Here is a 26,636-nt window from a genome sequence, read left to right as displayed (position 1 = left end):
CCCGGCAAAAGCAAAAACCTAGTGGTGCAACATCTCCTCCACCACCTGCTCTTTATACATCTCGTTCGGATAATAGGTCGGCCAGTTATCCATCTCTTTCAGCAGCGCCTCGTGGGAGGTATTGCCCATGAAAATATGGAAGTGCGAAGAGGCCTTCGGTCCGATGGTATGGTCGCTGAACTGGACAAACTTCGGCGCCTTGCTGCTGGCGTCCTTGCACTCAAAGAGATAGCGCACGCCTTTCTTGCCTGACGCGTAGGTCAGAATTTTGTAGCCACTGTAATCATACTGGCAGCGGCTGACCGCTTTCCCCTGATGGAATTCCATCACGTTATTTTCGATACCGATGGCATCCACGTCCGTCGCATAACCCGTGCGGTAGTAGGCTTTCACCTCATCAAAAGATTTGCTTTTATCCTTCTGCGCTTTCTGCTTAAAGACCGGATCCAGCGAACCATCGAGCAGGAACGGATAGACCGACTGCCAGGTGCCGTCCCAGTCAGACAGCGCTCTGTCCTTCACGTCTTTATCCTCAAACACGCCGTTCGCCGCTTTCTGTTCTGCTTCGGTCATCTGGTGGCCGTGCGAGTGAGCAAACAGCTGGCCGCTGACCAGCAGCGCCCCCAGAGTCATGGCAAATTTCCCAATATGTGCAGCCAAAGTAACGCCCTCATTCCGTTTTATAAGAATGAAGATGTTATATTATAACATTTCAGATCGCAACCAGGCCGCGAACGCCCTCCTGCTCCATGTTTTCACCCCGCCCGCGCTGAATAATGGTGCCGCGGGACATCAGCAAATAGCTGTCGGCCAGCTCGGCGGCAAAGTCGTAAAACTGCTCAACAAGCAGGATCGCCATGTCGCCTCTGTTTGCCAGGGTGCGGATCACGTGGCCGATCTCTTTAATAACGGAAGGCTGTATGCCTTCGGTCGGTTCATCCAGGATAAGCAGCCGCGGACGACTCGCCAGCGCGCGACCAATCGCCAGCTGCTGCTGCTGACCACCCGAGAGATCGCCCCCGCGACGGTACTTCATCTCTTTGAGCACCGGGAACAGCTGCCAGATCTCCTCCGGCACCTGCTTCGCCTCGCGGGCGGAAAACCGCGATAGCCCCAGCAGGAGGTTCTCCTCCACGGTCAGGCGCGGAAAAATCTCGCGTCCCTGCGGGACATACGCCACGCCAGACTGCACCCGCTGGTGCGGTTTGCTGTGGGTAAGCGTTTTCCCCTGCCAGATGACCTCCCCGGTTTTCGCCGGGATCAGCCCCATCAGACACTTCAGCAGCGTGGTTTTCCCCACGCCGTTGCGCCCCAGCAGGCAGGTGACTTCGCCGGTGACGGCCTCAAAGCTCACGCCGCGCAGGATATGGCTGCCGCCGTAATACTGATTCAGTTCGTTGACCTGTAGCATTCCCTCTCCTTAACGTCCCAGATAGACCTCAATCACCTGCTCGTTGGCCTGCACGTCGCGAAGCGACCCTTCCGCCAACACCCGCCCCTGATGCAGCACCGTCACGTGGTCGGCAATCGTTTCAACAAAGCCCATATCGTGCTCCACCACCATCAGGGAGTGTTTGCCCGCCAGCGTTCTGAACAGCTCTGCGGTGTATTCCGTTTCCGCGTCGGTCATTCCGGCGGCGGGTTCATCCAGCAGCAGCAGATGCGGGTCCTGCACCAGCAGCATGCCGATCTCCAGGAACTGTTTCTGTCCGTGGGAAAGCAGCCCGGCCCGTCGGTCGCGCTCCGCGCTAAGGCGCAGCAAAACCAGCATCTCGTCAATGCGGTCACGCTGCTCGCCGTTGAGTTTTGCCCGCAGGCTCGCCCAGACGGATTTATCGGTTTTCATGGCGATCTCCAGGTTTTCCCACACCGTCAGCGCTTCAAAAACCGTGGGCTTCTGGAATTTACGCCCGATGCCCTGGCGGGCGATGGCCGCAGGCTCCAGCGCGGTCAGGTCGATGGACTGATCGTAAATCGCCCTGCCGCTCTTTGGCCGCGTTTTGCCGGTGATGACGTCCATCAGCGTGGTTTTACCCGCACCGTTGGGGCCAATCACGCAGCGCAGCTCGCCCACGCCGATATTCAGCGAGAGATCGGTCAGGGCCTGAAAACCATCAAAATTGACGTTAATGGATTCAAGCTGAAGCACCGGGTCAGTCTGGTCCCGGTAGCGATCGCCGGGCAGCTGGCGGGTAAATAATCCTTCCGTTGGCTGCATTATTTCTCTCCCTTACGCAACAGACCGTAGACGCCGCGCGGCAAGAACAGCGTGACGGCGATAAAAATCAGCCCCAGAAACAGCTGCCAGTACTCCGGCATCGCGACGGTGAAGAAACTCTTCGCCCCGTTCACCAGCGCCGCGCCAATCACCGGCCCCACCAGCGTGCCGCGCCCGCCCAGCGCCACCCAGATGGCGGCCTCTATCGAGTTCGTTGGTGACATTTCACCGGGGTTGATAATGCCCACCTGCGGCACGTACAGCGCCCCGGCCAGACCGCACAGCACGGCAGAAAGCGTCCACACCAGCAGCTTGAACCCGCGCGGATCGTAGCCGCAAAAGGTCAGGCGGTTTTCGGCGTCGCGCACGGCGGTCAGGATGCGGCCAAACTTGCTTTTCGCCAGCGCAAACCCGGTGCCCAGGGCCAGAAGCAGCAACAGCACGGTCGCCAGGAACAGCGCGATGCGGGTGGTCGTTTCCGTTACCGAAAACCCGAGCAGCGTGGTAAAACCGGTAAAGCCGTTATTGCCGCCAAACCCGGTTTCGTTGCGAAAGAACAGCAGCATCCCGGCATAGGTCAGCGCCTGGGTCATAATCGAGAAATAGACCCCTTTGATCTTCGAGCGGAAGGCAAACCAGCCGAATACCAGCGCCAGCAGCCCCGGCACCAGCACAATCAGCACCAGCGCCCAGGCAAAGTGCTGCGTGCCCCACCAGAACCAGGGCAGCTCGCTCCAGGAGAGAAACGACATAAACGCGGGCAGACCGTCACCTGCCGCCTGGCGCATCAGGTACATGCCCATCGCATAGCCGCCCAGGGCGAAGAAGAGGCCGTGCCCAAGGGACAGCATACCGGCGTATCCCCACACCAGATCCAGCGCCACCGCCACGATGGCATAGCAGAGGATCTTGCCAATCAGCGTCAGCATCCAGGTCGACAGCGCCAGCGGATGCGTCGCAGGCAGCAAGGCGAAAAACGGCAGTATCAGCAAACACACCACCAGCAGGCTGCCCGCTATCTGCGTGGTGCGTGGCGCTTTGCGCGCCAGCGTTAAGGTCAGCGGCTGGCTCATCAGTCAATCACCCTCCCTTTCAGCGCAAACAACCCCTGCGGGCGTTTCTGAATAAACAGCACGATCGCCACCAGAATCACGATCTTGCCCAGAACCGCCCCCATCTGGGGTTCAAGGATTTTATTAAAGATCCCCAGCCCAAACGCCGCGGCCACGCTGCCTGCCAGCTGGCCTACGCCTCCGAGCACCACCACAAGGAAGGAGTCGATGATATAGCCCTGGCCCAGTTCAGGCCCGACGTTACCGAGCTGCGATAGCGCCACGCCGCCTAACCCCGCAATCCCGGAGCCAAGCCCGAACGCCAGCATATCGACGCGCCCTGTCGGTACCCCGCAGCAGGCGGCCATGCTGCGGTTTTGCGTCACCGCCCGCACGTTAAGCCCCAGACGGGTTTTATTCAGAATGAGCCAGGTAAAGAACAGCACCAGCAGCACGAAGCCCAGCACCACGATGCGGTTCCACGGCAGCGTCAGGTTGGCAAAAACCTGCACCCCGCCGGAGAGCCATGCCGGGTTCGCCACCTCCAGGTTCTGGGCGCCAAAGGTCATGCGCACCAGCTGGATAAGCATCAGGCTGATGCCCCACGTCGCCAGCAGCGTTTCCAGCGGACGACCGTACAGATGACGGATCACCGTGCGCTCCAGCACCATTCCAATGCCCGCCGTCAGGCAGAACGCGACCGGCAAGGCGATAACGGGATAGAGTGCCAGCCACTGGGGCGCAAGCCCGGCCATCGCCTGCTGCACCATCCAGGTCGCATATGCCCCCAGCATCAGCATCTCGCCGTGGGCCATGTTAATCACGCCCAGCAGGCCGTAGGTGATAGCCAGCCCCAGCGCGGCCAGCAGCAGCACCGACCCAAGGGACAGCCCCATAAACGCCTGGCCCAGCAGGTCGCCCCACATCAGGCGGTGCTGGATCTGGCTAAGACTCTCTTCTGCGGCCGCGCGCACCGCGCTATCCGGCTCCGTCTGTGGCAGGGTAAACGGGGTAAGCCTGGACTGCACGTCCGGATCGTCTGACTGGCCTAACAATTCGACGGCCTTGCGGCGCACTTCCGGCTGCGGGCTGGCCAGCTGGAGATTCGCGACCGCCAGCAGCAGCGCCTGACGCGCCACGGCGTCCGTCTCATCGTTCACACGCGTTTCCAGAAAAGCGAGCATCCCGGGCTGGGCATCGCGCTGCAGCTGACGCGCCGCCGCCCGCCTTTCGGTGACACTGTCACTTACCAGCTGATGCGTGGCGATGGCGGTTGCTGCCAGCACGCGCAGCCGGTTCGTCAGGCGCACGGCTTTGGTTGGGCCCTCTGCCGTATGACTGTCCCCCAGCGGGATGACGTTGCCATCGCGTTGTGCAAAGGCGTGCTTTTGCGTATCGACGTAGAGATTTTCCTTTTGTAGCGCCTCAAGGAGCGGCAGTCTTGACGCATCCGGCGCGGCGGCCCACTGCGTCAACAAATCCGCCTGCTGGCTGCGGCTGGCGGCAACAAAACGATCGGCATCCGATGCCTGCACCATCCCTGGCAGCAGTCCGGAAAGCCATACAAGAGCGATGAACAGGCGCATGGCGTTCATGACGTTTCTCCCTGCGGTGATGGCTTAGTTGCTGGCGGTTTTCATCGGCTGGTCGGGTTTTTTATCATTCCCGGCGATGAACGGGCTCCACGGCTGGGCGCGTACCGGCTGTTCGGTCTGCCACACCACGTTAAACTGACCGTTGCCTTCGATTTCACCGATCATGACCGGCTTGTGCAGATGATGGTTGGTGGCATCCATGGTGAGCGTAAAGCCTGACGGCGCCTTAAAGGACTGACCGGCCATCGCCGCACGCACTTTGTCCACATCGGTAGTGCCCGCTTTTTCCACCGCCTGCGCCCACATGTGAATACCTACGTAGGTGGCTTCCATCGGATCGTTAGTTACGACGGTATCGGCGTTCGGCAGCTTGTGTGCCTTCGCATAGGCTTTGTAATCCGCTACAAACGCCTGGTTAGTCGGGTTATCCACGGACTCAAAGTAGTTCCAGGCTGCCAGGTTACCCACCAGCGGTTTGGTGTCGATCCCGCGCAGCTCTTCTTCACCCACGGAGAACGCCACCACCGGCACGTCCGTCGCCTTCAGCCCCTGGTTAGCCAGCTCTTTATAGAACGGCACGTTGGAGTCGCCGTTGATGGTCGACACCACGGCAGTTTTGCCGCCCGCGGAGAATTTTTTGATGTTGGCGACGATGGTCTGGTAGTCGCTATGGCCAAACGGGGTATAAACCTCTTCGATGTCCTTATCCTCCACCCCTTTCGAATGCAGGAACGCGCGCAGGATCTTATTGGTGGTGCGCGGGTAAACGTAATCGGTGCCCAGCAGGAAGAAGCGCTTCGCCGCGCCGCCGTCTTCACTCATCAGGTATTCCACCGCCGGGATGGCCTGCTGGTTCGGCGCCGCGCCGGTATAGAAGACGTTTGGCGACATCTCTTCGCCTTCATACTGCACCGGATAGAACAGCAGGCCGTTCAGCTCCTCAAAGACCGGCAGTACGGATTTGCGCGACACCGACGTCCAGCAGCCGAATACCACCGCCACTTTATCCTGGCTCAGCAGCTGACGCGCCTTCTCGGCAAACAGCGGCCAGTTTGAGGCCGGATCCACCACCACCGGCTCCAGTTTCTTGCCCAGCACGCCGCCTTTGGCGTTGATCTCATCGATGGTCATCAGCGCGACGTCTTTCAGCGGGGTTTCAGAGATGGCCATGGTGCCGGACAGCGAATGCATGATCCCCACCTTGATGGTATCGGCCGCCTGCGCGCCAAAACTCATCCCCATCGCCACGACGGACGCGGATAACGCAAAAGCTTTTAATAAGGTACGACGCTGCATATTTTCACTCCTGAAAAAGAACGCTGTGCGAAAACGTCCGGTACGGCGTGGACGCGGAAAAAAAGTGTCAGCGAAGCAGGAGCAAAAAGAGTGCCAGAATGGAGATAGCGCTATTTCTGGGAGGGGAACGCCGGATGTAAAGAGAACGACTCAGAATGGTACAGCGCTGCACTTTTATAATGCAGCGCCGTATAACGGGGTTACCAGACTTCGCTGGCGATCTGCGTGACCAGCCGGACTTTGTCCCACTGCTGGGCTTCGCTCAGGCTGTTGCCCTCTTCGGTCGAGGCAAAGCCGCACTGCGGGCTAAGGCAAATCTGCTCTTTCGCCACGTATTTCGCCGCCTCTTCAAGACGGGCTTTAATTCCCTCCGGATTCTCCAGCTCGCCGTTTTTTGTAGTGATAAGACCCAACACCACCTGCTGTTTGCCCGGGCGAACAAAGCGCAGGGGCGCGAAATCCCCGCTGCGGTCGTTATCATATTCGAGGAAGAAGGCGTCCACGTTAACCGTTCCGAACAGCACTTCCGCTACCGGCTCGTAGCCGCCTTCGGAAATCCAGGTGGAACGGAAATTGCCGCGACAGACGTGCAGTCCGATGGTCAGATCGTCCGGCTTGCCCTCCAGCGCCTTGTTCAGCACGCGGGCATAGATGCGCGCCAGCTCATCGGCGTCGTCGCCGCGCTCGCGGATCTGACGGCGCTGGTCGTCCGAACAGAGATAGGCCCAGACGGTGTCATCCAGCTGCAGATAACGGCAGCCCGCGTCGTAGAAGGCCCGGATGGCATCGCGCCACGTGGTCGCCAGGTCATCGAAATAGACGTCAAGGTCCGGATACACGGTCGCATCAATGTCTTTGCGACCGCCGCGGAAATGGAGCACGCTTGGGCTCGGAATGGTCATTTTTGGCTGGGCGTTACCGCTGATGCTTTTCAGATAGCGGAAATCGTCCAGCATCGGGTGCTCGCCAAAGCCCAGCTTGCCGGTGACGCGCACGCCGTGGGCTTTGGTTTGCACGCCGTTAAACTGGATGCCCTGCTGCGAATCGTAACGCTCAACGCCCTGAAGACCGTCGAAGAAGTCGAAGTGCCACCAGGCACGGCGAAACTCACCGTCGGTAACCACATGCAGGCCGCACGCACACTGCTGCTCGACGACGTGGCGAATGGCCTCGTCCTCCACCGCGCGAAGCTGCCCGGCATCAATCTCACCGCTGGCAAATTTCAGGCGAGCCTGCTTGATGGCATCCGGGCGTAAAAAACTGCCGACTACGTCGGCGCGGTACGGGGCGTGGTGTCGTTGCATGGAAATCTCCTCAGTCTGCCGGCGATAATTGCCCGCAGTGATAATTCATTACTTGAAGTTTTAGACTTCTGGATGTCTAAATGTCCAAAAACAATGTCATACCTCACCGGTGCCGGCAAACGAGAAAATTTCACGTATGTTGAAAAAAATTCATCTTCACAGCGCGGCGACGGACGCCTCGCTGGCAAACGCGTAGCGTTCATCTTCCCAGCCGGTGATCCCACCGAGCATGATTTTGACCGGCAGCCCGAGACGCGCCAGCTTCAGCGCCGCCCTGTCCGCGCCGTTACAGTGCGGCCCTGCGCAGTAGACGACAAACAGCGTCCCTTCAGGCCATTGGGCCATGCGCTCAGCGGTCATCTGGCTCCACGGCATATGCAGAGCGCCCGGCACATGGCGACGGGCAAACTGCTCCGGGCTCCCCACCACGTGCAGCAAAACAAAGTCCTGCTCATTATGCGTGATGGCATGATGCACATCGGCGCAGTCGGTTTCGACGCTCAGGCGACGCAGAAAATGGGTAACGGCTTCCTGCGGTTCGGCAGCCGGAAATTCAGTAACATAGCTCATGATCCTTCCTCATCTTTGGCGTTTGTGTTAACACTACTCTATCCACAAATTCAGCTTATTAATGCGCTCGCTTATGCCAGAAAACAGCAAAAAGATGACAACGTTAAGACAGATTGCCCGCCCGAAGGTGGTGGTGCTGGCGTATGACGGTCTGTGTACCTTTGAGTTTGGGGTGGCGGTGGAAATCTTCGGCCTGCCGCGCCCCGAGCTGGGCGACGACTGGTATCGTTTTGCCGTGGCAAGCGTTGATAACGGTGAGCTTCGGGCGACAGGCGGGATCCGCATCATTACCGATGGCGATCTCTCCCTGCTTGCGTCTGCCGATCTGATCGTGGTGCCGGGCTGGCGGGGGGTGGACTCGCCGGTCCCGGACGCGCTCTGCAACGCATTACGTCAGGCCAGCGCGCGGGGCTGTCAGCTACTCTCCATCTGCTCGGGCGTGTTTGTGCTGGCCGCCTCCGGTCTGCTCAACGGACGCAAAGCCACGACGCACTGGCGCTACATTGAGACGCTTAAAGCCCGCTACCCTGACATCGACGTGGTCGAGGATGTGCTCTACCAGGACGAAGGTGAGATCCTGACTTCCGCAGGCAGCGCGGCGGGGATCGATCTCTGTCTGCACGTCGTGCGTCGGGATTTCGGGATGGAAACCGCCAACAGCGTGGCGAGGCGGCTTGTCATTCCCCCTCACCGGGATGGATCTCAGCCGCAACAGCTGAGCCGCCCGGTGGCGCAGCTGCGGGAAAGCCAGCGCCTCGGTCAGCTGTTTGATTTTCTGCACACGCATCTCACCGAGCCGCACAGCGTCGACTCGCTGGCGCGTCGTGTCGGTATGAGTCAGCGCACGTTTCTGCGTCGCTTCGAAGCGGCAACGGGAACGACGCCTGCCCGCTGGTTACTCAATGAGCGCCTGCTGCGGGCGAAAGATTATCTGGAAAGCAGTCGTTTAAGCATCGACAGCATCGCTGAACAGACCGGGTTTGGTCAGGCATCGACGCTGCGTCATCATTTTCGCCAGCAGTTCGCGATTTCCCCGGCCCAGTACCGTAAACAATTTTCTCATGCCGGTACTGCCCGCTGAGGCGTCAGTCTTTTGGTTTCGCTGGAATACGGAGAACCTGATGGTCACCACACACGTTTTTATCGCAACCAGTCTTGATGGCTACATCGCCCGACACAATGATGATATCGACTGGCTGCTGCAGCGCGATGACCCGAATGAGGATCATGGCTACACGGCTTTCATCGCGGACAAAGACTGGATCGTGATGGGCCGGGGGAGCTATGAGAAGGTGCGGACCTTTGAGACATGGCCTTATGACCGGCCCGTGCTGGTGCTCTCCCGACAGCTGGTCGACACGCCCGTACCCGACGCGCTGAGGGGCAAAGTACAGTTTTCCGGCCGCACGCCAAAGGAGGTGCTCGACGATCTGGCGAGGCAGAACGCCCGTCGCGTCTATCTCGATGGTGGGCAAGTCATACAGTCGTTCCTGCGAGAAGGACTGGTGGCCGATATGGTGATCACAACCGTTCCTGTCCTGCTCGGTTCGGGAAAATCGCTGTTTGGCGCCCTTCCCGGGGATATCGATTTGACGCTGGTCTCCAGCCGCAGCTTTCCTTCGGGTCTGGTGCAGTCGCACTATCGGGTGACGCCATAACCCCACGGCCAACACCGCTACGTTATGCGCAAAAAAAAACCGCCAAAAATGGCGGTAAATGCTTGCATGGATAGATTTGTATTTTGGTCTCTACGTCCCGACACTCCATGGCCGGGCTGCGGATCCCATACAACCTAACACTCGTTGTCTTAACGAAGGTTAAACAGTTTTATTAACCTGCATGGGTATTGATCTGCAAATAACGCATAAGCCCCTGTTCAGCGCTCTGTTTTGCTTCATGATTAATGGCTTCAAGATAAAAGGATCGCGCTACGCCATAAGGTGCCTTTTCAGAAGGAAACACCGCAAACTGGAATGTTTTTCCTCCCTCTTGATGAGTACAATCTAATTCCCAGCGCAGATCGTTAACTTTTTTGCTGCCGCAGGCAACAAGGCCATAGTCGCTGGTTAAATAAGAACCAACGCGAATCTCTGCTGATTGAATATATTCTGGTTCGTCATTAGCTGCATAACGAATTCCCACAACAGCCCCGATCGCAACCGCCAGAAGCGCAAGCGCTATTATTTTTTTCATTTAATAATGACCCATTCCTTAGCCAGGGATTCTCTATTATATAGGATTTGTCCTTAATGCAAATATCCAACTCTGGACCAGAAATGGGACGTTTACCATACGTATATGTACTTTAGGAAAAGTCTTAATCCTTATTATGAACGTACATTATTTGACATTCTCTTTGCGCTAGTTTGAATAGTTGAATAATAACAATAATAAATAATCGGCATCATTAAGCCGCAATGTTATTCGGCGGTGACCTCATGGTTAAAAAAGGTTTATCTCTCGTGATGCTTATCTGTGCCCTCTTTTCAGGCCAGCTTATGGCCGGGCACAAAGGACATGAATATCTGTGGGTAAAGAATGTGGATCATCAGCTGCGTCATGAAGCCGATAGCGATGAATTGCGAAGCGCGGCGGAGGAGTCGGCGGAGGGTTTGCGCGAACACCACCTGTGGCAGAAATCGCGCAAACCGGACACGCACGTTCGGTAGTTAGCTGCCCTTGCGTTTTGGCAGGGTTTTCATCAGATCGTCCGGGCTGACGGACGCCACAATACTGCCGGGCTGCGGCATTTTGAAGATGTGGTTTTTCATCTTGCCAATCACATGCATTTCGCAGGGACGGCAGTCAAATTTGAGGGTCAGCACTTCGTCACCGTTTACGAGCTGCATAGGCGTGGCCTTCCAGCTCTTGATGTTGCCTTTCGCCTGCTTAGGACACAGGTTAAACGCGAAACGAAGGCAGTGTTTGGTGATCATCACCGGCACATCGCCCTTCTCCTCATGCGCTTCATAGGCCGCGTCGATCAGCTGCACGCCGTGGCGATGATAGAATTCACGCGCTTTATGGTTGTAGACGTTGGCGAGGAAGGATAAATGCGTATCCGGGTAGACGGGCGCAGGAACGGTTTCCGCTTTACGGCTAGCGCGCGGGTAGTTCGCCAGGCGCGCGTCATCCAGCATCTCGGCGGTTTCACGGCGGAACTGGTTGAGCAAACTGTTCGGCACAAAGAGGGCATCCGGCAGGTTGACCTCAACGTTGCGGGCGTAGTAAATCGTCTGCCCCAGCTTCGCGACGCCATCCTTCAGGCTGTTGAGCGCTTTCTCCGCGTTGTTTGCCACCTCGAACAGGCCATCAAGCGTATGCGTTACGCTGATGCCGTCTTCACAGGTCATGGTCAGAATCAGCTGCTCTTCCCAGCCGCCCAGTTCAATATCCACCGCAATACGACGTTCGCTGGAGGTTTTCAGCAGCGCCTGCTGCCAGTTATGATCGAGGTTACGGTTAAGCGCCGCGTTCGGCCGTGCCTTGTAGAGATCGGCCGGCATTTCGTTCGGCCATACGCGGTAGCGGTTCTCACCGGTTTTCTCCACCGTGTTGGCGCGGAAGCCCACGACCTCACGCTTAATCATCACGTTAAGGCCATCGCCGTTCGCCAGCGGCTCCGTCACCGCAACATCAAGGTGATCTTTCGCCACTTTCAGCACTTCACCCACCGGCAAACCGATAAACTTCGGTGAGTCAAACGCGCCGATATCCCCTTTACGGGCATTCACGAAATAGTCCGTGCTGCCGCGGTGGAACGTTTTGTCCGTCGACGGAATAAAGAAATGCTCGGTACGACCGGCCGACGCGCGCGCCAGGTCACCGCGATCTTCGATGATGGCGTCCAGCATCTGGCGATAGTGCGCGGTGATGTTCTTCACGTAGCTCATATCTTTATAGCGCCCTTCAATCTTGAAGGAACGCACGCCCGCGTCGATCAGCGCGCCCAGGTTGGCGGTCTGGTCGTTATCCTTCATCGAGAGCAGGTGTTTTTCAAATGCCACCACGCGGCCCTGATCGTCTTTCAGGGTATACGGCAGACGGCAGGCCTGAGAGCAGTCGCCGCGGTTGGCGCTGCGGCCCGTCTGCGCGTGGGAAATGTTGCACTGGCCGGAATAGGCCACGCACAGCGCGCCGTGGATGAAGAATTCAATCGTCGCGTCTGTCGCCTGGTGAATATCGCGGATTTGATTCAGGTTCAGCTCGCGGGCCAGAACGATCTGCGAAAAGCCGACGTCAGAGAGAAACTTCGCCTTCTCTACCGTGCGGATATCACACTGGGTACTGGCGTGCAGCTCAATGGGCGGAATATCCAGCTCCAGCACGCCCATATCCTGAACGATCAGGGCATCCACCCCGGCCTGATAGAGATCGGTAATCAGACGTTGCGCAGGCTCCAGCTCATCATCATGAAGAATGGTGTTCAGGGTGACGAACACCTTCGCCCCGAAACGGTGGGCGAACGGCACCAGCTCAGCAATATCGCTCAGGCTGTTGCTGGCGTTATGGCGGGCACCGAAGCCCGGGCCGCCAATGTAGACGGCGTCTGCGCCATGAAGGATCGCTTCACGGGCAATGGCGGCGTCACGGGCCGGGCTTAAAAGTTCAAGATGATGGGATTGCAGGCGCATACTTCGTCGTTATCCGTTATGGTCAAAATGGCGGCTATTGTAGTCAGAAGTCTGCGTCAGCGAAACAGTTTTGCGTAGCCTCAGCGGGGATAATGAATGAGGGAGTGAAAATGCACCGTCCGGTCGCTGCTGTTGCGGTAGGCGTGCGGTTTATCGCCGGCAAAACGGACGCCGGAATCGGCTGAAATCGTCTGCCACTTGCCCTCGAGCTTCATCTCCAGCTCGCCGCTGACCACCACCACATGTTCAATCACCCCCGCCTCATGCGGCGTGGATTCACTCAGGGCGCCGGGGGCCAGGGTAATGGAGAAATAATCAAACCGGAGCGCCTCGTCCCACGGAAAGAGCGGCTTGACGACCATCGCCTGCTGCTGCGGGTCAAACACCGCCTGCCGGTCCGCCTCCGGTGTGATGAAGGCGGAAAACGGCACGTTCAGTCCCGTGGCAATTTTCCACAGCGTCGACACCGTGGGGCTGGATTCATTTCGCTCGATTTGCCCGAGCATGGCCTTTGATACGCCGGTTTCGTCCGCCAGCTTCGACAGGCTCCAGCCCCGTGCCTGGCGTAATGTTTTCAGTGTTGCTGCAAGGTGTTGTGTGATGTCCATATTTCCTCCTGACGACGAGCATACCACTTGTACGCTATAACGCACAGTGTTACCTTACTCCGGACGCTATAACGCACAACGGAGTTTTCATGCGCCCTTCCTCTCATCTTGTTCCGGTCGTACTGGCTGGATTTGTCGCCGTTCTGGTGGGTTACGCCAGCTCGGCCGCCATCATCTGGCAGGCCGCCGCCGCGGCTGGCGCCAGCGCGCAGCAGATCGCAGGCTGGATGACCGCGCTGGGGATTGGGATGGGCGTCAGCACGCTGGCGCTCTCCTGGTGGTACAAAGCGCCCGTGCTGACCGCCTGGTCAACGCCCGGCGCGGCGCTGCTCGCCACCAGCCTGCACGGCGTCACGCTGGCGGAAACCATTGGCGTGTTCATCTTTGCGAACGCGCTTATTTTGCTCTGCGGCGTTACCGGGCTTTTCGCCCGTCTGATGACGCTGATCCCCCATTCGCTTGCTGCCGCCATGCTCGCCGGGGTACTGCTGCAGTTTGGCCTGCACGCGTTTGCGCATCTTGAGGGGCACTTTCTGCTGTGCGGCAGCATGATTGCGGCATGGCTGATCGCAAAAGCGCTGTCGCCGCGCTATGCCATCGTGGTCACGCTGCTGGTGGGCGGTATCGTGGCCTGGGCCGGTGGTGACGTTGTCACGGATAAGCTCACCCTTTCTCTGGTGATGCCCGAATTTATTGCGCCTGACTTCACCTTCACCAGCCTGGTGAGTATTGGCTTGCCCTTCTTCCTTGTGACCATGGCCTCGCAAAATGCGCCGGGGTTCGCCACCATGAAAGCCTCCGGCTACCCGCTGGCGGCCTCACCGCTCATCATCGTGACGGGAGGACTGGCGCTGCTGTTTTCTCCGTTTGGCGTCTTTTCTATCTGCATTGCGGCCATTACCGCCGCCATTTGTCAAAGCCCGGATGCACACCCGGACGCGGAAAAACGCTGGCTGGCGGCCATCGCAGCCGGCGGGTTTTATCTGCTGGCGGGAATTTTCGGTGGCTCCATTACCGGCCTTATGGCCGCCCTGCCGCTCAGCTGGATCCAGACGCTCGCCGGTCTGGCGCTGCTGGGCACCATCAGCGGGAGTTTATATCAGGCGCTAAGTCACGAAGCGGAGCGCGACGCGGCCATCGTCACGTTTCTGACGACCGCAAGCGGCGTCACGATCCTGGGCATCGGTTCGGCGTTCTGGGGGCTGGTGCTGGGCGGGGTATGTTACGCCCTGTTTTCACGCGCTCGCCGCGCGTAGCTGCGACGGCGTTATGCCCGTCGCGCTGCGAAAGCGGTTGCTGAAGTGGCTGGCGGAGTTAAACCCGCAGGCCAGCGCAATGTCCGTCAGTGGCATGGAGGTATGCTGCACCAGCTCTTTCGCTTTGACCATACGCCTGTGCATCACGTACTGATGCGGTGCCAGCCCCGTCGACTGGCGGAACATGCGGGCAAAATGGTATTCGCTGAGGGCGGCCTGCGCCGCAAGCTCGGCCAGCGTCAGGGGCTGCCCGAGGTTCTCTTCGATAAAGGCGAGGACGTTGCGCAGCACGAACGGGGACAACCCTCCCGTAACGACCGGCAGCTTCCACTGCACGTTTGAGTAGTTTTGCAGCAGATGGGTCAGCAGCAGCGTGGAGGCCGTGCTCAGGGTGAGCTGGTTGGCGTGCTGCTGCCAGTCGCAGCCCAGTAAAAACTGGCGATACAGCGTGGTGATCTTCGGGTCGCTGCCAAAAATACGCTCGTCCAGGGTCAGCGAAAGCGGCCGCTTATCCCAGATTTTTTCTCCCACGTCGCGCAGGTGTTCATCGGTGCAGTAGAGATGCACAAACGACAGGTCATCTCGGATATCCCACGTCGATTCGCTCTCTTTGGGCATCAGGCAGAAACGGTCCGGCCCCCCGCCGTTCTTCCAGCCTCCCGGCGTTTTTTGATAGCTTTCGTAGCCGTCCGCCACGTACAGGCTGAGGGTATGATGGTTGCTCTTTACGGTGATCGTGTCGTGCTTGTTGTACCACGCGGCCAGCTGAATACCCGAATTCAGCGAGACGGTTTCCCGCAGGACTGCATTCTGTTGGCAAAGCGTTTCAAAGGTATCGTAAGCGTGAGACATAACCGTTAGCGCGTGAAGAATCGGAATATCAGTCTAAGAAGAGTTGTCGCCCGTTGCCAGTCCCTCCAGAAGAAAAAAGCGCAAGATTTTGCAAGTCTGCCGCAAGCGGGTGAAAGCCCGTTACGCATCTCAGCGTCATACTGCGGGCTTCCGCGGTTTAAGAAGAGACAACTATGAACGCATTATTATACGGACTCGTGGTCATTATCTGGGGAACCACCTGGATTGCGATTTTCCTGCAGCAGGGCCCCGTCGCGGCGCCGGTGTCGATTTTCTGGCGCTTCGCCGTCGCCAGCCTCACCATGATGGTGGTGTTACTCGCCCTGCGTCGCCTGCGCACGCTGGCGCTCCGGGATCATCTTTTTTGCCTGCTTCAGGGATGCTGTGTTTTCTGCTTTAACTTCTGGTGTTTTTACACGGCAGCGGCACATATCAATACCGGGCTGGAGTCGGTGATCTTCTCCATGGCGGTACTCTATAACGCCATTAACAGCTTTATTTTCTTCGGCCAGCGCCCGCCCGCGCGTTTCTGGACGGCGGCGGCGCTGGGGCTGGTCGGGATTGTCACCCTCTTCTGGGACGATCTGCTGGCCAGCGGCTGGAGCGCGTCACTCCTGACGGGCATTGGCCTTTCCGCACTCGGCACGTATGGGTTCTCTCTGGGTAATATGATCAGCATGCGCCATCAGCGCAGAGGCCTGGAAACCATGACCACCAACGCCTGGGCGATGCTCTATGGCACGCTGGTGATGGGCTGCATTGCGCTGTTCAGAGGCGATAGCTTTGTACCGGAATGGACGGTGAGCTATCTCGGCGCGCTGGTGTATCTGGCCCTGTTTGGCTCGGTGATTGCGTTTGGCGCCTACTTCACGCTGGTGGGACGTATTGGCCCGGGCAAAGCGGCCTACAGCACGCTGCTCTTCCCGCTGGTGGCGCTCTCCATCTCCACGGTGTATGAAGGCTACGTCTGGCATGTCAACGGTATCGTGGGATTAGTGCTGATTCTGGGAGGAAATATGGTGATGTTTACCAAACCGGAAACCTGGTTCAGACGCTTACGAATGGCATAAATAAAAAGGCCTGCATTACGCAGGCCGTTTTATTTTATTTCGCGGTCTTTTTCACATCAAACATGGTGGCGTCCGTCGCCATGTCATCAACAACCTGCTTCAGCGTCGCAAAGGTCATTGGTGTGTTTTCGTTATTCAGCTCTTTACCTTCGCCTTTACGTACCACCTTCATGACCGGTTTATTAGTGGCCGCATCGATCAGCTCGCCTTCAAAGAAGAGATGCGTATCCATGGTGCGGTGTCCGGTTGCCATCTGCGTCCCGGCAACCACCAGCGCAACAGGCACCACTTCATAGAACTGCAGCCCCTCTTTCTGCGAACTCACCCCGGTAATCGCGCCACGGAAAATCAGGCTGTGTTTACCCGGCGTGGTGACAACTGGCTTACGCGTACCAATCGCCGTTTTCATTTTGTTATTGGTGTAATTCAACAACTCATCAAGCGTTTTTTGCCCAATTTGCGTGGTGGGTTTTGGCGTTGGATAATAGGTAATTGGCGTCCAGAGAATGCTGTCGTAATTGGCTTCGTTATACGAAGGATCGACCCAACGCAGCGTTGGTTTTCCCGTCGCCGAGGTCGTTTGCTGTAAGCCTGAATAATCTTTTAAAAAGCCGGAGTATTGTTCCGGAGCGGCGACTTTTGAAGAACAGCCCGCCAACGCCAACAGACCAGTAAGCACTGCAACTTTAAAAAAAGTTTGAGTACGCATGATAGTTTTCCATGTTATCTGCAAGTATGCATTTGAAGTTATAGCAAAAGTCTGGCGGGTTTGTTGTGACAAAAAATGATGCCGGGAGCACAAATTGCAAAAAGATTGCCCGGACGCATGCCGGGCAGTGAAAAATTACTGATTTATATCCACTTGCCAGAACAGATGTTTGCCAAACGGGTCGATTTCATAGCCCTTCACCTCCTTGCGCACCGGTTCGAAAATCGTTGAATGCGCAATCATCACCGCAGGCATCTGGTCATGCATCATCTGCTGAGCCTGTTTATACAGCGCCACCCGTTTGTCATGATCGGTTATCGATTTGGCTTCAGCAACGATCTTATCAAACGGCTTATAGCACCATTTCGCCGAATTTGAGCCACCGTTCGCCGAGGTGCAGGTAAACAGCGGACCAAAGAAGTTGTCAGGATCGCCCGTTGCGGTCGTCCAGCCCATCAGCGCAGCCTGATGTTCCCCGCCCTTCACACGCTTAAGGTATTCGCCCCACTCGTAGGTAACGATTTTGATCTGTACGCCAATTTTCGCCCAGTCCGCCTGAATCATCTCCGCCATGCGTTTCGCATTCGGGTTATAGGGCCGCTGGACCGGCATCGCCCATAAATCGATGCTGACGCCGCTGGCAAAGCCGGCCTCTTTCAGCAGCGCTTTGGCTTTTTCAGGATCGTAGTCGTAATCCTTAAGCTCGCTGTCGGCGCTCCAGACGCCCGGCGGCAGCAGATTCTTCGCCACGGTGCCGGTACCGTGGAACACCGCGTCAATAATGGCCGGTTTGTTGATGGCCATCGCCAGCGCCTGACGGACCTTCACGTTATCCAGCGGCGGCTTCTGCGTGTTGAACGCCAGGAAGCCGGTATTCAGTCCGGCTTTGCTCATCAGGTTGATATCTTTATTGGCCTTCATGCGCGGCAGATCGGCCGGGTTCGGGAACGGCATCACCTGACATTCGTTCTTCTCAATTTTGGCAAAACGCACGGAGGCATCCGGGGTGATGCTAAACACCAGTCGGTCCAGCTTCGATTTCCCCTGCCAGTAGTCGGCAAACGCCGTGAACAGGATCCGGGAATCCTTCTGATACTGCGCCAGCTTAAACGGCCCGGTGCCGATGGGATCCATATCCACCTTCTCCGGCGTGCCCGCTTTCAGCATCGCGTCGGCATACTCCGCCGAAAGGATTGAGGCAAAATACCAGGCCAGATCGGCGACAAACGGCGCTTCCGGGTGCGCCAGGGTAAAGCGCACGGTGTGGTCATCGACTTTATCAATGGCGGTTATCAGGCTGCCGAACTCCAGGCTTTCGAAGTTGGAGTAGCTGCCGTTAGAGACGTTGTGGTAGGGATGATTCACGTCTTTCTGGCGCATAAACGAGAAAATCACGTCGTCGGCGTTAAAGTCGCGGGTTGGCGTGAAGGATTTATTGCTCTGGAACTTCACGCCCTGGCGTAGATGGAAGGTGTAAACCTTGCCGTCGTCGCTCACCTCCCAGCGCTCCGCCAGGCTCGGCACCAGCTCCGTGGTGCCGGGTTTGAAATCGACCAGACGGTTATAGACCGGCGCGGCGCTGGCATCGACGCTGGTTCCCGAGGTGTAAAGCTGAGGGTTAAAGTTTTCCGGCGATCCTTCGGAGCAATACACCAGCGTTTTTGCGGCGACGGCGGAACTGACCGTGAGTGCCGCGAGCGCCAATGTGAAAGTTGTGAGTTTGCTTGTCATCATTTATTCCTGTCTTTTTAATTCGACGGCTAATTAATTCTTTTGCCATTTCATAAATAACATTAAAGTGAAGTGGCAAACACCCGAAAAATAAATAAGGAACAAATCACTATGGGCTCGCCGCTTTCCAGACAATTAACGCACCGTTTTTTCCGCTATCTCGCGATCACCAGCCAGAGCGATCCCAGAGTCAAAACTCTGCCCTCAACGCCGGGCCAGCACGACATGGCGCGCGAGCTGGCGCAGGAGCTGGCACAGCTGGGGTTAGACGACATTGTGATTGATGAATTTGCCACGGTAACGGCGGTAAAAAAAGGCAACGTGCCCGGTGCGCCGCGCATCGGCTTTATTACCCATATTGATACCGTCGACGTGGGACTTTCACCGGATATTCATCCACAAATATTAACGTTTACCGGTGAAGATCTCTGTCTGAATAAAGAGAAAGACATCTGGCTGCGGGTAGAGGAGCACCCTGAAATTCTGGCTTATCCGAACGAGGAGATTATTTTCAGCGACGGAACCAGCGTATTGGGTGCCGATAATAAATCGGCGGTCACGGTGGTCATGACGGTGCTGGAAAACCTGACGGCGGAACATCAGCATGGGGATATCGTCGTGGCGTTTGTGCCTGACGAAGAGATCGGCCTGAACGGTGCCAAGGCGCTCGATCTTAAGCGCTTTGACGTCGACTTCGCCTGGACTATCGACTGCTGCGAGCTGGGTGAGATTGTCTACGAAAACTTTAATGCGGCAGCCGCTGAAATCCGCTTTACCGGCGTGACGGCGCATCCGATGTCCGCGAAAGGCGTGCTGGTGAATCCCCTGCTGATGGCGACTGACTACATCAGCCATTTTGACCGCCAGCAAACGCCCGAGTGCACCGAGGGACGTGAAGGCTATATCTGGTTTAACGGCATTCAGGCCGGACAGAACGAGGCCGTTCTTAAGGCCAATATCCGCGACTTTGACAAGGAGCGCTTTGCCGCGCGCAAGCAGCAGATTGCCGACGTGGCCGCGCTGATTGCCGCCCAATATCCGACGGCCAAAGTGGACTATCGCATTGAAGAGACCTACAGCAATATCAGCAATGCGATTGGCGAAGACCGACGCGCCATCGATCTGATGTTCGAGGCGATGGAATCGCTCGGCATCACGCCGAAACCGACGCCGATGCGCGGCGGCACCGACGGCGCGGCGCTCTCGGCTAAAGGGCTACTCACCCCGAACTTCTTCACCGGGGCGCATAACTTCCACTCGAAGTTTGAATTCCTGCCGCTGTCGTCGTTTGAGGCATCTTATAAGACTGCCCTGCAGATCTGCCTTCTGGCCGCCTGTTAGGCGGGCTTGCGTGCCAGCATCGTGGCAAAGCGCAGCTTGATGCGGTTGCCGTTTTCATCGGTGCGGTGCAGTTCGCCAACGTCTTCGTTGTATTTGAGCAATTGCCAGCCTTCATAGTAGTTGCTCAGCTCACCGCTCCTGAACGCAAACGGGAAGCCGACCGTGCAGGGGTAGTCTGCCGTATCCATGGCGGCAACGATCAGGTTGTAACCGCCCGGCGTCGTGCAGCGCTGCATATTGGCGATAAGGTCCGGGATGGTTTTTGCCTCCAGGAACATCAGCACCACGGTAGAGAGAATAAAATCGTACTGGCCGTCAAAGCTCAGGTTGTTCAGATCCTTAATCGCGGTATGCAGATTAGCGATCCCTTCTTCCGCCTTGATGCGCTCAATATTGTCGATGCTCATCGGGTTCTTGTCCCACGCGGTGACTTCGTAGCCGTTGGCTGCAAGATAAAGGCTGTTGCGGCCGTTGCCGCAGCCCAGATCCAGCGTTTTACCGGGCTTCACGATCTCCGCGCTGTACAGCACTTCTGAATGGGTACGCGTTAAGCCATATTTCTCAGTGAAGTAATTCTCATCGACGGTCATTGTTTTTCCTGCGTTCGCATAAAGTGAAAGTGCATTTTACATGCCATTTTAAGGCGTATACCGTCTGGTTGCCAAGCCGCTCGAAATGCGAAAACTTTGCTACGTTTAGTGAAGACGCTTATCAGAGATATTAAGATGAACAAATATCGCCTTAGCGACGAGACCCGCCTCTGGCAATGGAAAAACGGCGAAACCACCCACGCCGCCACGCTGCGGCAGATCATCGCCACGGCGGACTTTAACGACGTGACGGTCGGCACGAGAGGCGGCTGGATTGACGATGAGCGCGCCCTCGCACAGGACGGCGACTGCTGGATCTACGATGAAAACAGCGTGGTGTTCGCCGGGGCAACCGTATCCGGCAACGCGCGTCTTACCCTTACATGCATCATTAGCCATGACGCGCATATCGGCGACAGCTGCTGGCTGGACGGCGCGGAGGTCAGTCACGGGGCGCGAATAAGTGACAACGTCACCATTCAGCAATCCTGCGTACGGGGCGAGTGCCATATCTACGGCGACGCGCGCGTGCTGCATCACAGCGTGGTCATTGCCGCCAAAGGGCTGACGCCGGATCATGAACAGATCCTCCAAATCTACGATAAGGCGACGGTGAGCCAGTCGCGCATTGTGCACCAGGCGCAAATCTACGGCGAGGCGATGGTTAATTTTGCCTTCGTTGAACACCGGGCCGAAGTCTTCGACAACGCGATCCTGGAGGGTAACGAACTCAACAACGTCTGGGTGTGCGACTGCGCGAAAGTCTACGGCAACGCCCGCGTGATAGCCGGTTTCGACGACGATGCCATCCCGACGGTGCGCTACAGCTCGCAGATTGCGGAGAATGCCGTGGTTGAAGGCAACTGCGTCATCAAGCATCACGTCCTGATTGGCGGTCAGGCATGGCTGCGCGGCGGGCCGATCATGCTGGATGATAAAGTGGTGATCCAGGGGCGCGCGCGAATCAGCGGGGATGTGCTTATCGAGCATCGGGTTGAAATCACCGACGATGCGGTCATAGAAGCGTTTGCTGGCGAGAGCATTCATCTGCGCGGCGAAAAAGTGATAAACGGCGACCAGCGCATCACCCGCACGCCGCTGCTGGGTGCGTTATAGGGTATAAATCCTGCCGTAGATATTCACGTCGTCAAAGCGGCCATTCAGGTATTCCGCTTCCCGCAGGCACCCTTCCAGCGTAAAACCGTTGCGCACGGCAACGCTGTTGCTGTGCTGATTCGCCACCCGACACTTGATCACAAAACGACGGATCTCACCGCGTTCAGCGTAGTAGCGCATAAACGCCTGCAGTGACTGAGAGAGAATGCCCTGCCCCTGGTGGGCTTCATCCAGCCAGTAGCCGATGTAGCCGGCTTTGTTCGTCGGTTCAATAGTGTTGAACGACAGGATGCCAACTAACGCATCATCCTTGAAAATCAAAAACATTTTGGCGTAGCCGCGCTGATGCAGCATCTGGTTGCTCTGCACGTTGCGGCGGGTATCCTCTTCGCTGCCCACGTGCTGCGCCCAGTCAAAGGCGGTTTGCAGAAAGGCTCTGTTTTTAACAACGAGATTGTGCAGGTCGGCGGTGTAGCGCTCTTCGACGGCGCGAAGTTCGATATCCTGGGTGACGGGGATGAGTTCTGAAGACATGGTGCCTCTCAATTGCCGGGTGGCGCTAACGCTTACCCGGCCTACGTTTCGAAACTGTAGGCCGGGTAAGGCGAAGCCGCCACCCGGCACAATCCCACAAGTGTTAACGCATTACCCTGTCGTCAACGTACTGACGTTTATCCGGCGCCGGTGGGAAATACTGGTACAGCCAGGTTTCACTGATGGCGTCGCCCTGACAGCGCAGGAACAGGCGCATATCCACCGGCTCCGTCGAATCCGACGTCGGGTACCAGTCAAACAGAATGCGATAGCCGTCAAACGGCTCAACGTAGAGGATCTCTACCTGCTTCGCTTCACCGCTTGAGAGCGTAATCACCGGCTCGATGCCTTTTGGCGCAGCGGCCTTCAGGTCGCCACCGACGAAGTCAATCGCAAAGCGACGGGCCCACACTTTCGGGTAGTTTTCCCCTGGAGCCCAGCCTTCCGGGAAGCCGCCCATGCCGGTGCGGGTCGCATAAACGTTCGCCAGCGGGGAGCGCACCGGCGGCATCGCGCTCCAGTAGAGACGATATTTGAAGTCCAGCTCGTCGCCTGCTTTGACGGCTTTTTCCGGCTGCCAGAAGCAGACCACGTTATCCAGCGTTTCACCGGTGGTCGGGATCTCCATCAGGCCAACCGCGCCTTTACCCCAGTCGTTACGCGGTTCCACCCAGAGGCTTGGGCGCTTGTTGTACCACCCCATCACGTCCTGATAGTGCGAGAAATCGCGATCGAGCTGCAGCAGCCCGAACCCTTTCGGGTTTTTATCCATATAGGCGTTGAACTGCAGCTTCTGCGGGTTGTTCAGCGGACGACAAATCCACTCCCCGTTGCCGCGCCACATCGCCAGGCGGTCGGAGTCGTGAATTTGCGGGTGAATGGTGTCGCACATGCGGCGTTCGTTATTGCCGCAGCTGAACATGCTGGTCATCGGCGCAATGCCGAGCTGCTTGATGTCCTTACGCGCATAGAGGTGGTTTTCCACCTCCATGATCACCTGGCTCTTCTCGCAGTGGATCACGAACTTATAGGCGCCGGTGATGCTCGGGCTATCCAGCAGCGTATAGACGGTAAAGGTGGTGTCGCCGGGCTTGACGGTTTCAAACCAGAAGGCGGTAAAGTCCGGGAACTCTTCCGGCGTGTCGGTAAAGGTGTCTACCGCCAGACCGCGGGCGGAAAGGCCGTACTGGTAGGTGTCGTCCACCGCGCGGAAATAGCTGGCCCCCAGGAAAGAGACGATATCGCGACGCGCCAGCTCCGGCGCCTTAAACGCGCGGAAGCCCGCAAAGCCGAGATCGCTTTGCCCTTCCAGCTGTTTGGTATCCACGCCCGTTTCACCGTAGCTGAACAGCTCAGGACGGAAGTGGATCTCGCGCGCCATAGAGGTCGACTGGTCCAGCGAGAACATCCGCACGCGGCGGCGGAATCCCATTCCCATGTGGAAGAACTGCACGTCCAGCTGACGCCCTTCAATGTTGTTCCACAGAGACTGCTTTTCGTCGTAGCGAATGGCGTTGTACGCCTGCGGCGTCATGGTTGCCAGCGTCTCCGGCAGCGGACGCGGCGCGCCACCCCACGGGGTTTTCGCCAGGTCATGCGCCATGGATTGCAGTACGGAGAAGTCAAAACGACGGCTCTGGCCGTCAGCAATGTCAGAGTCGGCAGCGTATGCCGCTTTGGAAAACAGGGAAGCAAGGCCGGATGTGCCGCTCAGGGCTGCCACTGCCAGCGAGCCTTTTAGAAAACGTCTGCGATTCATGCCTGGAAAAACGTCCTTATGGTCGTGTGAATGTGTTCCGCGCTCGGCGAAATGACGGCAAGAAAGAACGCACAGCCTAAACAAAAATGGTTAAGAATCCAATTGTTGGCCGCTGATTATATGAACAAAGTGAGAAATATTTTCTGTCGACCAGAACGGCCCGAAAGTGGTGTAAAGAAAGCCTGGAAAATGTGTATAAAAATGCCCCGTCAGGACATCAGCTGACGGGGCCAATGAGGCGGTTATTTTACGCTGACATCGATACCCGGGAAGTACTTATCAGCGAGTTTGGCGATCGTGCCGTCGGCACGTACCTTATCAATTGCGGCATCAAGCTGCTTTTTGGTGGCCTCGTCACCTTTACGCAACCCAAAACCGATCCCGCTGCCGAGGATGGTGTCGTCAGACACCGGTTTGCCGATGAAGCCAAACCCTTTTCCCTGCGGCTTGCTGAGGAAACCTGCCTGCCCGGCCGCGGACATGACCAGCGAGGCGTCGATACGGCCATTCAGCAGATCGCCCCAGGCCATATTCTGATCTTTATACGACACCACGGTGACACCCTGCTTTTCCCAGTGCTCTTTGGCATAGGTTTCCTGAATGGAGCCCTGCAGCACGCCGATGGTTTTCCCCTTCAGCCCTTCAGGCGTCGCCTCGACCGCCGTCCCGGCCTTGCCGACCAGCTGCGACGGAATACGGTAGATCGGCTGGGTAAAATCAATGCTCTTGCGGCGCTGCTCGGTGATATTCATCGCCGAGTTGATGGCGTCGAATTTCTTCGCCACCAGCCCCGGGATCAGCGCATCAAACGAGGTTTCCACCCAGCTGCACTTCAGCGCTGCCGCTTTGCAGATGGCATTCCCCAGCTCAACGTCAAATCCTTCCAGTTTGCCTGCCGCATTGCGGCTTTCAAACGGCGGATATTCGGCTTCCAGACCGTAACGCAGCTCGGACGCTGCGAAGGAGGAAAAGGTACACAGCAATCCCATGCCGACAACTAGCGCGCGTAATTTCATCTCAAACTCCTCAGAGCCTATCCCAGTAGGCGTAATTGTTGAAGACAGTTTGGTACCGGACAGCGCACAGAAACCGGAACGTACATGTAGTACGTGAGGATTTCGAGCACTGCCCGGTGCCAAAATGGCGAATAAAATAGCCTAATGGGATAGGCTCAGCGTGGTTTAACCTGACACAGGGCTTGAGCACCTGCCCGTAACGTCGCCTCATCTTTCGCAAAAGAGAGACGAATCAATTTATTATCCGTACCGTCCGCATAAAACGCCGACAGCGGAATGGTGGCAACACCGTACTCAACGATCAGCCGTTTCACCAGCTCGCTGTCGCGCTCGTCGCTGAACTGGCTGTAGTCCGCCAGCATGAAGAACGAGCCGGCGCTTGGCAGCAGCGTAAACGGAGAATCGGCCAGCAGACTGTGCAGCAGATCGCGTTTGCGCTGGTAAAACGCCGACAGCGACAGCCAGGTTTGCGGGTCGACCATATGTTCAGCAAACGCGTGCTGCATTGGCGTATCGGCAGAGAACATTAAAAATTGATGGACTTTACAAATCTCGTCCATCAGTACCGCCGGTGCAACACAGTAACCCACGCGCCAGCCGGTGACGTGATACGTTTTTCCGAAAGAAGAAATAATCACGCTACGCTCCGCCAGCTGCGGGTGCGTAGCCATCCCGTGGTGCGGCTCACCGTCAAACACCACGTGTTCGTACACTTCGTCAGACAAAATAATGATGTCAGTATTGCGGGTCAGCGCCGCCAGCTGCTGCAGATCGTCGGCGGAAAAGACCTGACCGCTCGGGTTGTGCGGCGTATTGATGATGATCATGCGCGTGCGCGGGGTGATCGCGGCGCGAACCTCGTCCCAGTTGACGGCAAAATCCGGCACGGTGAGCTTGATGGCAACCGGCGTTGCCCCCTGCAGGCGGACAATCGGCGCGTAGCTGTCAAATGACGGCTCAAAATAGATCACCTCATCGCCCGGATGCACCAGCCCGCTGATTGCCGAGTAGAGCCCTTCGCTGGCGCTGGCGGTCACCAGCACCTCGCGGCCCGGGTCATACTGCGTGCCGTAAAGCGTGGCAATTTTATCGGCAATGCGCTCTTTGAGCGTCTGCAGGCCGGTCATCGACGCGTACTGGTTATGCCCTGCCTCCATCGCGCGGGTGACGCCCGCAACAAGCTTCGGGTCGCAGGAAAAATTCGGTGCGCCCTGAGAAAGGTTTATCGCGTTATGCTGCGCTGAGAGCTGGCCGATAACGGTAAAGATCGTGGTGCCCACATCGGGCAGTTTGGAGCGCGTTTGCACAGGCGTTTGTAAAGTCATCCTCTTTCCCTTCTCATGGACATTGCATAACTATTCAAACAACATCTCTGTTGTCGGGAC

General features: G+C 57.3%; 26 protein-coding genes. 7 read left to right on the top strand and 19 right to left on the bottom strand.

The window, feature by feature from the left end; translation table 11 throughout:
* Nucleotides 1-18 precede the first annotated feature (18 nt).
* From zinT to ACHH0Z_RS16950, 8 genes are all read right to left on the bottom strand, one after another.
* Entirely contained in the window at nt 19-660 is a 642-nt protein-coding gene (gene zinT / locus ACHH0Z_RS16985; protein ID WP_008502241.1) for a metal-binding protein ZinT, read from the bottom strand.
* A gap of 52 nt (nt 661-712) precedes the next feature.
* On the bottom strand, nt 713-1,411 hold the full coding sequence (gene urtE, locus ACHH0Z_RS16980) for an urea ABC transporter ATP-binding subunit UrtE (protein ID WP_045410151.1): 699 nt from the start codon (nt 1,409-1,411) through the stop codon (nt 713-715).
* Between the two features lie 9 nt (nt 1,412-1,420).
* Nucleotides 1,421-2,218: an urea ABC transporter ATP-binding protein UrtD gene (gene urtD / locus ACHH0Z_RS16975; RefSeq protein WP_045335791.1), complete on the bottom strand. Its 798-nt coding sequence runs from the start codon at nt 2,216-2,218 to the stop codon at nt 1,421-1,423.
* Nucleotides 2,218-3,291: an urea ABC transporter permease subunit UrtC gene (gene urtC / locus ACHH0Z_RS16970; RefSeq protein ID WP_023327457.1), complete on the bottom strand. Its 1,074-nt coding sequence runs from the start codon at nt 3,289-3,291 to the stop codon at nt 2,218-2,220. Before urtC ends, urtD begins: the two co-directional genes overlap by 1 nt.
* On the bottom strand, nt 3,291-4,865 hold the full coding sequence (urtB, locus tag ACHH0Z_RS16965; protein WP_045410147.1) for an urea ABC transporter permease subunit UrtB: 1,575 nt from the start codon (nt 4,863-4,865) through the stop codon (nt 3,291-3,293). The genes urtC and urtB overlap by 1 nt, the downstream gene beginning before the upstream one ends.
* 24 nt (nt 4,866-4,889) lie before the next feature.
* Nucleotides 4,890-6,161, bottom strand: a complete 1,272-nt coding sequence (urtA, locus tag ACHH0Z_RS16960) for an urea ABC transporter substrate-binding protein (protein WP_008502246.1) — start codon at nt 6,159-6,161, stop codon at nt 4,890-4,892.
* 200 nt (nt 6,162-6,361) lie between these two features.
* On the bottom strand, nt 6,362-7,465 hold the full coding sequence (locus tag ACHH0Z_RS16955; RefSeq protein WP_023327455.1) for a cobalamin-independent methionine synthase II family protein: 1,104 nt from the start codon (nt 7,463-7,465) through the stop codon (nt 6,362-6,364).
* Nucleotides 7,466-7,621: 156 nt separating this feature from the next.
* On the bottom strand, nt 7,622-8,035 hold the full coding sequence (locus ACHH0Z_RS16950) for a rhodanese-like domain-containing protein (protein ID WP_008502248.1): 414 nt from the start codon (nt 8,033-8,035) through the stop codon (nt 7,622-7,624).
* Nucleotides 8,036-8,108: 73 nt separating this feature from the next.
* Between ACHH0Z_RS16950 and ftrA the strand changes: the two genes are divergently transcribed.
* Both ftrA and ACHH0Z_RS16940 read left to right on the top strand, forming a co-directional pair.
* Entirely contained in the window at nt 8,109-9,116 is a 1,008-nt protein-coding gene (gene ftrA, locus ACHH0Z_RS16945; protein WP_021242516.1) for a transcriptional regulator FtrA, read from the top strand.
* Between the two features lie 40 nt (nt 9,117-9,156).
* A complete protein-coding gene (locus tag ACHH0Z_RS16940; RefSeq protein ID WP_023344127.1) occupies nt 9,157-9,693 on the top strand; it encodes a dihydrofolate reductase family protein in 537 nt (178 codons plus the stop codon).
* A 172-nt stretch (nt 9,694-9,865) separates the two neighbouring features.
* On the opposite strand, the gene ACHH0Z_RS16935 is transcribed toward ACHH0Z_RS16940, so the two are convergent.
* The gene (locus ACHH0Z_RS16935) at nt 9,866-10,228 is read right to left on the bottom strand and encodes a hypothetical protein (RefSeq protein WP_025911162.1); all 363 of its coding nucleotides are present in this window, start codon (nt 10,226-10,228) and stop codon (nt 9,866-9,868) included.
* 245 nt (nt 10,229-10,473) lie between these two features.
* Here ACHH0Z_RS16935 and ACHH0Z_RS16930 point away from each other — a divergent pair, with 245 nt between their 5' ends.
* Nucleotides 10,474-10,704: a DUF2554 family protein gene (locus ACHH0Z_RS16930; RefSeq protein ID WP_008502251.1), complete on the top strand. Its 231-nt coding sequence runs from the start codon at nt 10,474-10,476 to the stop codon at nt 10,702-10,704.
* Here the strand turns inward: ACHH0Z_RS16930 and ACHH0Z_RS16925 are convergent, their stop codons facing one another.
* Both ACHH0Z_RS16925 and ACHH0Z_RS16920 read right to left on the bottom strand, forming a co-directional pair.
* On the bottom strand, nt 10,705-12,669 hold the full coding sequence (locus ACHH0Z_RS16925) for a U32 family peptidase (RefSeq protein ID WP_021242519.1): 1,965 nt from the start codon (nt 12,667-12,669) through the stop codon (nt 10,705-10,707).
* A gap of 80 nt (nt 12,670-12,749) precedes the next feature.
* A complete protein-coding gene (locus tag ACHH0Z_RS16920; RefSeq protein WP_008502254.1) occupies nt 12,750-13,277 on the bottom strand; it encodes a helix-turn-helix domain-containing protein in 528 nt (175 codons plus the stop codon).
* Between the two features lie 68 nt (nt 13,278-13,345).
* Between ACHH0Z_RS16920 and ACHH0Z_RS16915 the strand changes: the two genes are divergently transcribed.
* Nucleotides 13,346-14,533: a benzoate/H(+) symporter BenE family transporter gene (locus tag ACHH0Z_RS16915; protein ID WP_261307758.1), complete on the top strand. Its 1,188-nt coding sequence runs from the start codon at nt 13,346-13,348 to the stop codon at nt 14,531-14,533.
* On the opposite strand, the gene ACHH0Z_RS16910 is transcribed toward ACHH0Z_RS16915, so the two are convergent.
* A complete protein-coding gene (locus ACHH0Z_RS16910; protein ID WP_045410141.1) occupies nt 14,513-15,385 on the bottom strand; it encodes a helix-turn-helix transcriptional regulator in 873 nt (290 codons plus the stop codon). The two genes, ACHH0Z_RS16915 and ACHH0Z_RS16910, sit on opposite strands and share 21 nt — an antisense overlap.
* 173 nt (nt 15,386-15,558) lie before the next feature.
* On the opposite strand from ACHH0Z_RS16910, the gene ACHH0Z_RS16905 reads away from it, so the two are divergent.
* Complete coding sequence (locus ACHH0Z_RS16905; RefSeq protein WP_008502257.1) at nt 15,559-16,455, top strand: DMT family transporter; 897 nt, start codon at nt 15,559-15,561, stop codon at nt 16,453-16,455.
* 34 nt (nt 16,456-16,489) lie between these two features.
* Here ACHH0Z_RS16905 and ACHH0Z_RS16900 read toward each other — a convergent pair whose 3' ends face one another.
* Together ACHH0Z_RS16900 and ACHH0Z_RS16895 are read right to left on the bottom strand one after the other, a co-directional pair.
* Nucleotides 16,490-17,164, bottom strand: coding sequence for a DUF3313 domain-containing protein (locus ACHH0Z_RS16900; RefSeq protein ID WP_008502258.1), 675 nt, complete (start codon nt 17,162-17,164; stop codon nt 16,490-16,492).
* Nucleotides 17,165-17,299: 135 nt separating this feature from the next.
* Nucleotides 17,300-18,895, bottom strand: a complete 1,596-nt coding sequence (locus tag ACHH0Z_RS16895) for an ABC transporter substrate-binding protein (protein ID WP_045410138.1) — start codon at nt 18,893-18,895, stop codon at nt 17,300-17,302.
* 111 nt (nt 18,896-19,006) lie between these two features.
* On the opposite strand from ACHH0Z_RS16895, the gene pepT reads away from it, so the two are divergent.
* Nucleotides 19,007-20,236: a peptidase T gene (gene pepT, locus ACHH0Z_RS16890; RefSeq protein ID WP_045410135.1), complete on the top strand. Its 1,230-nt coding sequence runs from the start codon at nt 19,007-19,009 to the stop codon at nt 20,234-20,236.
* Here pepT and tehB read toward each other — a convergent pair.
* Nucleotides 20,233-20,826, bottom strand: a complete 594-nt coding sequence (gene tehB, locus ACHH0Z_RS16885; RefSeq protein WP_045410132.1) for a tellurite resistance methyltransferase TehB — start codon at nt 20,824-20,826, stop codon at nt 20,233-20,235. The two genes, pepT and tehB, sit on opposite strands and share 4 nt — an antisense overlap.
* Nucleotides 20,827-20,961: 135 nt before the next feature.
* Between tehB and ydcK the strand changes: the two genes are divergently transcribed.
* Complete coding sequence (gene ydcK / locus ACHH0Z_RS16880) at nt 20,962-21,942, top strand: YdcK family protein (RefSeq protein WP_045410129.1); 981 nt, start codon at nt 20,962-20,964, stop codon at nt 21,940-21,942.
* Here the strand turns inward: ydcK and rimL are convergent.
* The 4 genes from rimL to ACHH0Z_RS16860 form a co-directional block, all read right to left on the bottom strand.
* Entirely contained in the window at nt 21,937-22,476 is a 540-nt protein-coding gene (rimL, locus tag ACHH0Z_RS16875) for a 50S ribosomal protein L7/L12-serine acetyltransferase (protein WP_045410126.1), read from the bottom strand. The genes ydcK and rimL overlap by 6 nt on opposite strands.
* Nucleotides 22,477-22,579: 103 nt before the next feature.
* Nucleotides 22,580-24,235 carry a glucan biosynthesis protein D gene (locus ACHH0Z_RS16870; protein ID WP_021242530.1) on the bottom strand — a complete coding sequence of 552 codons (1,656 nt, stop codon included), beginning with the start codon at nt 24,233-24,235 and terminating at the stop codon, nt 22,580-22,582.
* 242 nt (nt 24,236-24,477) lie between these two features.
* The gene (locus ACHH0Z_RS16865) at nt 24,478-25,251 is read right to left on the bottom strand and encodes a transporter substrate-binding domain-containing protein (RefSeq protein WP_045410124.1); all 774 of its coding nucleotides are present in this window, start codon (nt 25,249-25,251) and stop codon (nt 24,478-24,480) included.
* A 155-nt stretch (nt 25,252-25,406) separates the two neighbouring features.
* A complete protein-coding gene (locus tag ACHH0Z_RS16860; protein WP_045410121.1) occupies nt 25,407-26,576 on the bottom strand; it encodes a pyridoxal phosphate-dependent aminotransferase in 1,170 nt (389 codons plus the stop codon).
* Nucleotides 26,577-26,636: the final 60 nt, after the last annotated feature.

The sequence above is a fragment of the Enterobacter cloacae complex sp. 2024EL-00227 genome (genome assembly GCF_043945315.1).
In the GTDB taxonomy this organism is placed as follows: Bacteria; Pseudomonadota; Gammaproteobacteria; order Enterobacterales; family Enterobacteriaceae; genus Enterobacter; species Enterobacter roggenkampii.
This window is presented reverse-complemented; position numbering and strand designations above follow the sequence as displayed.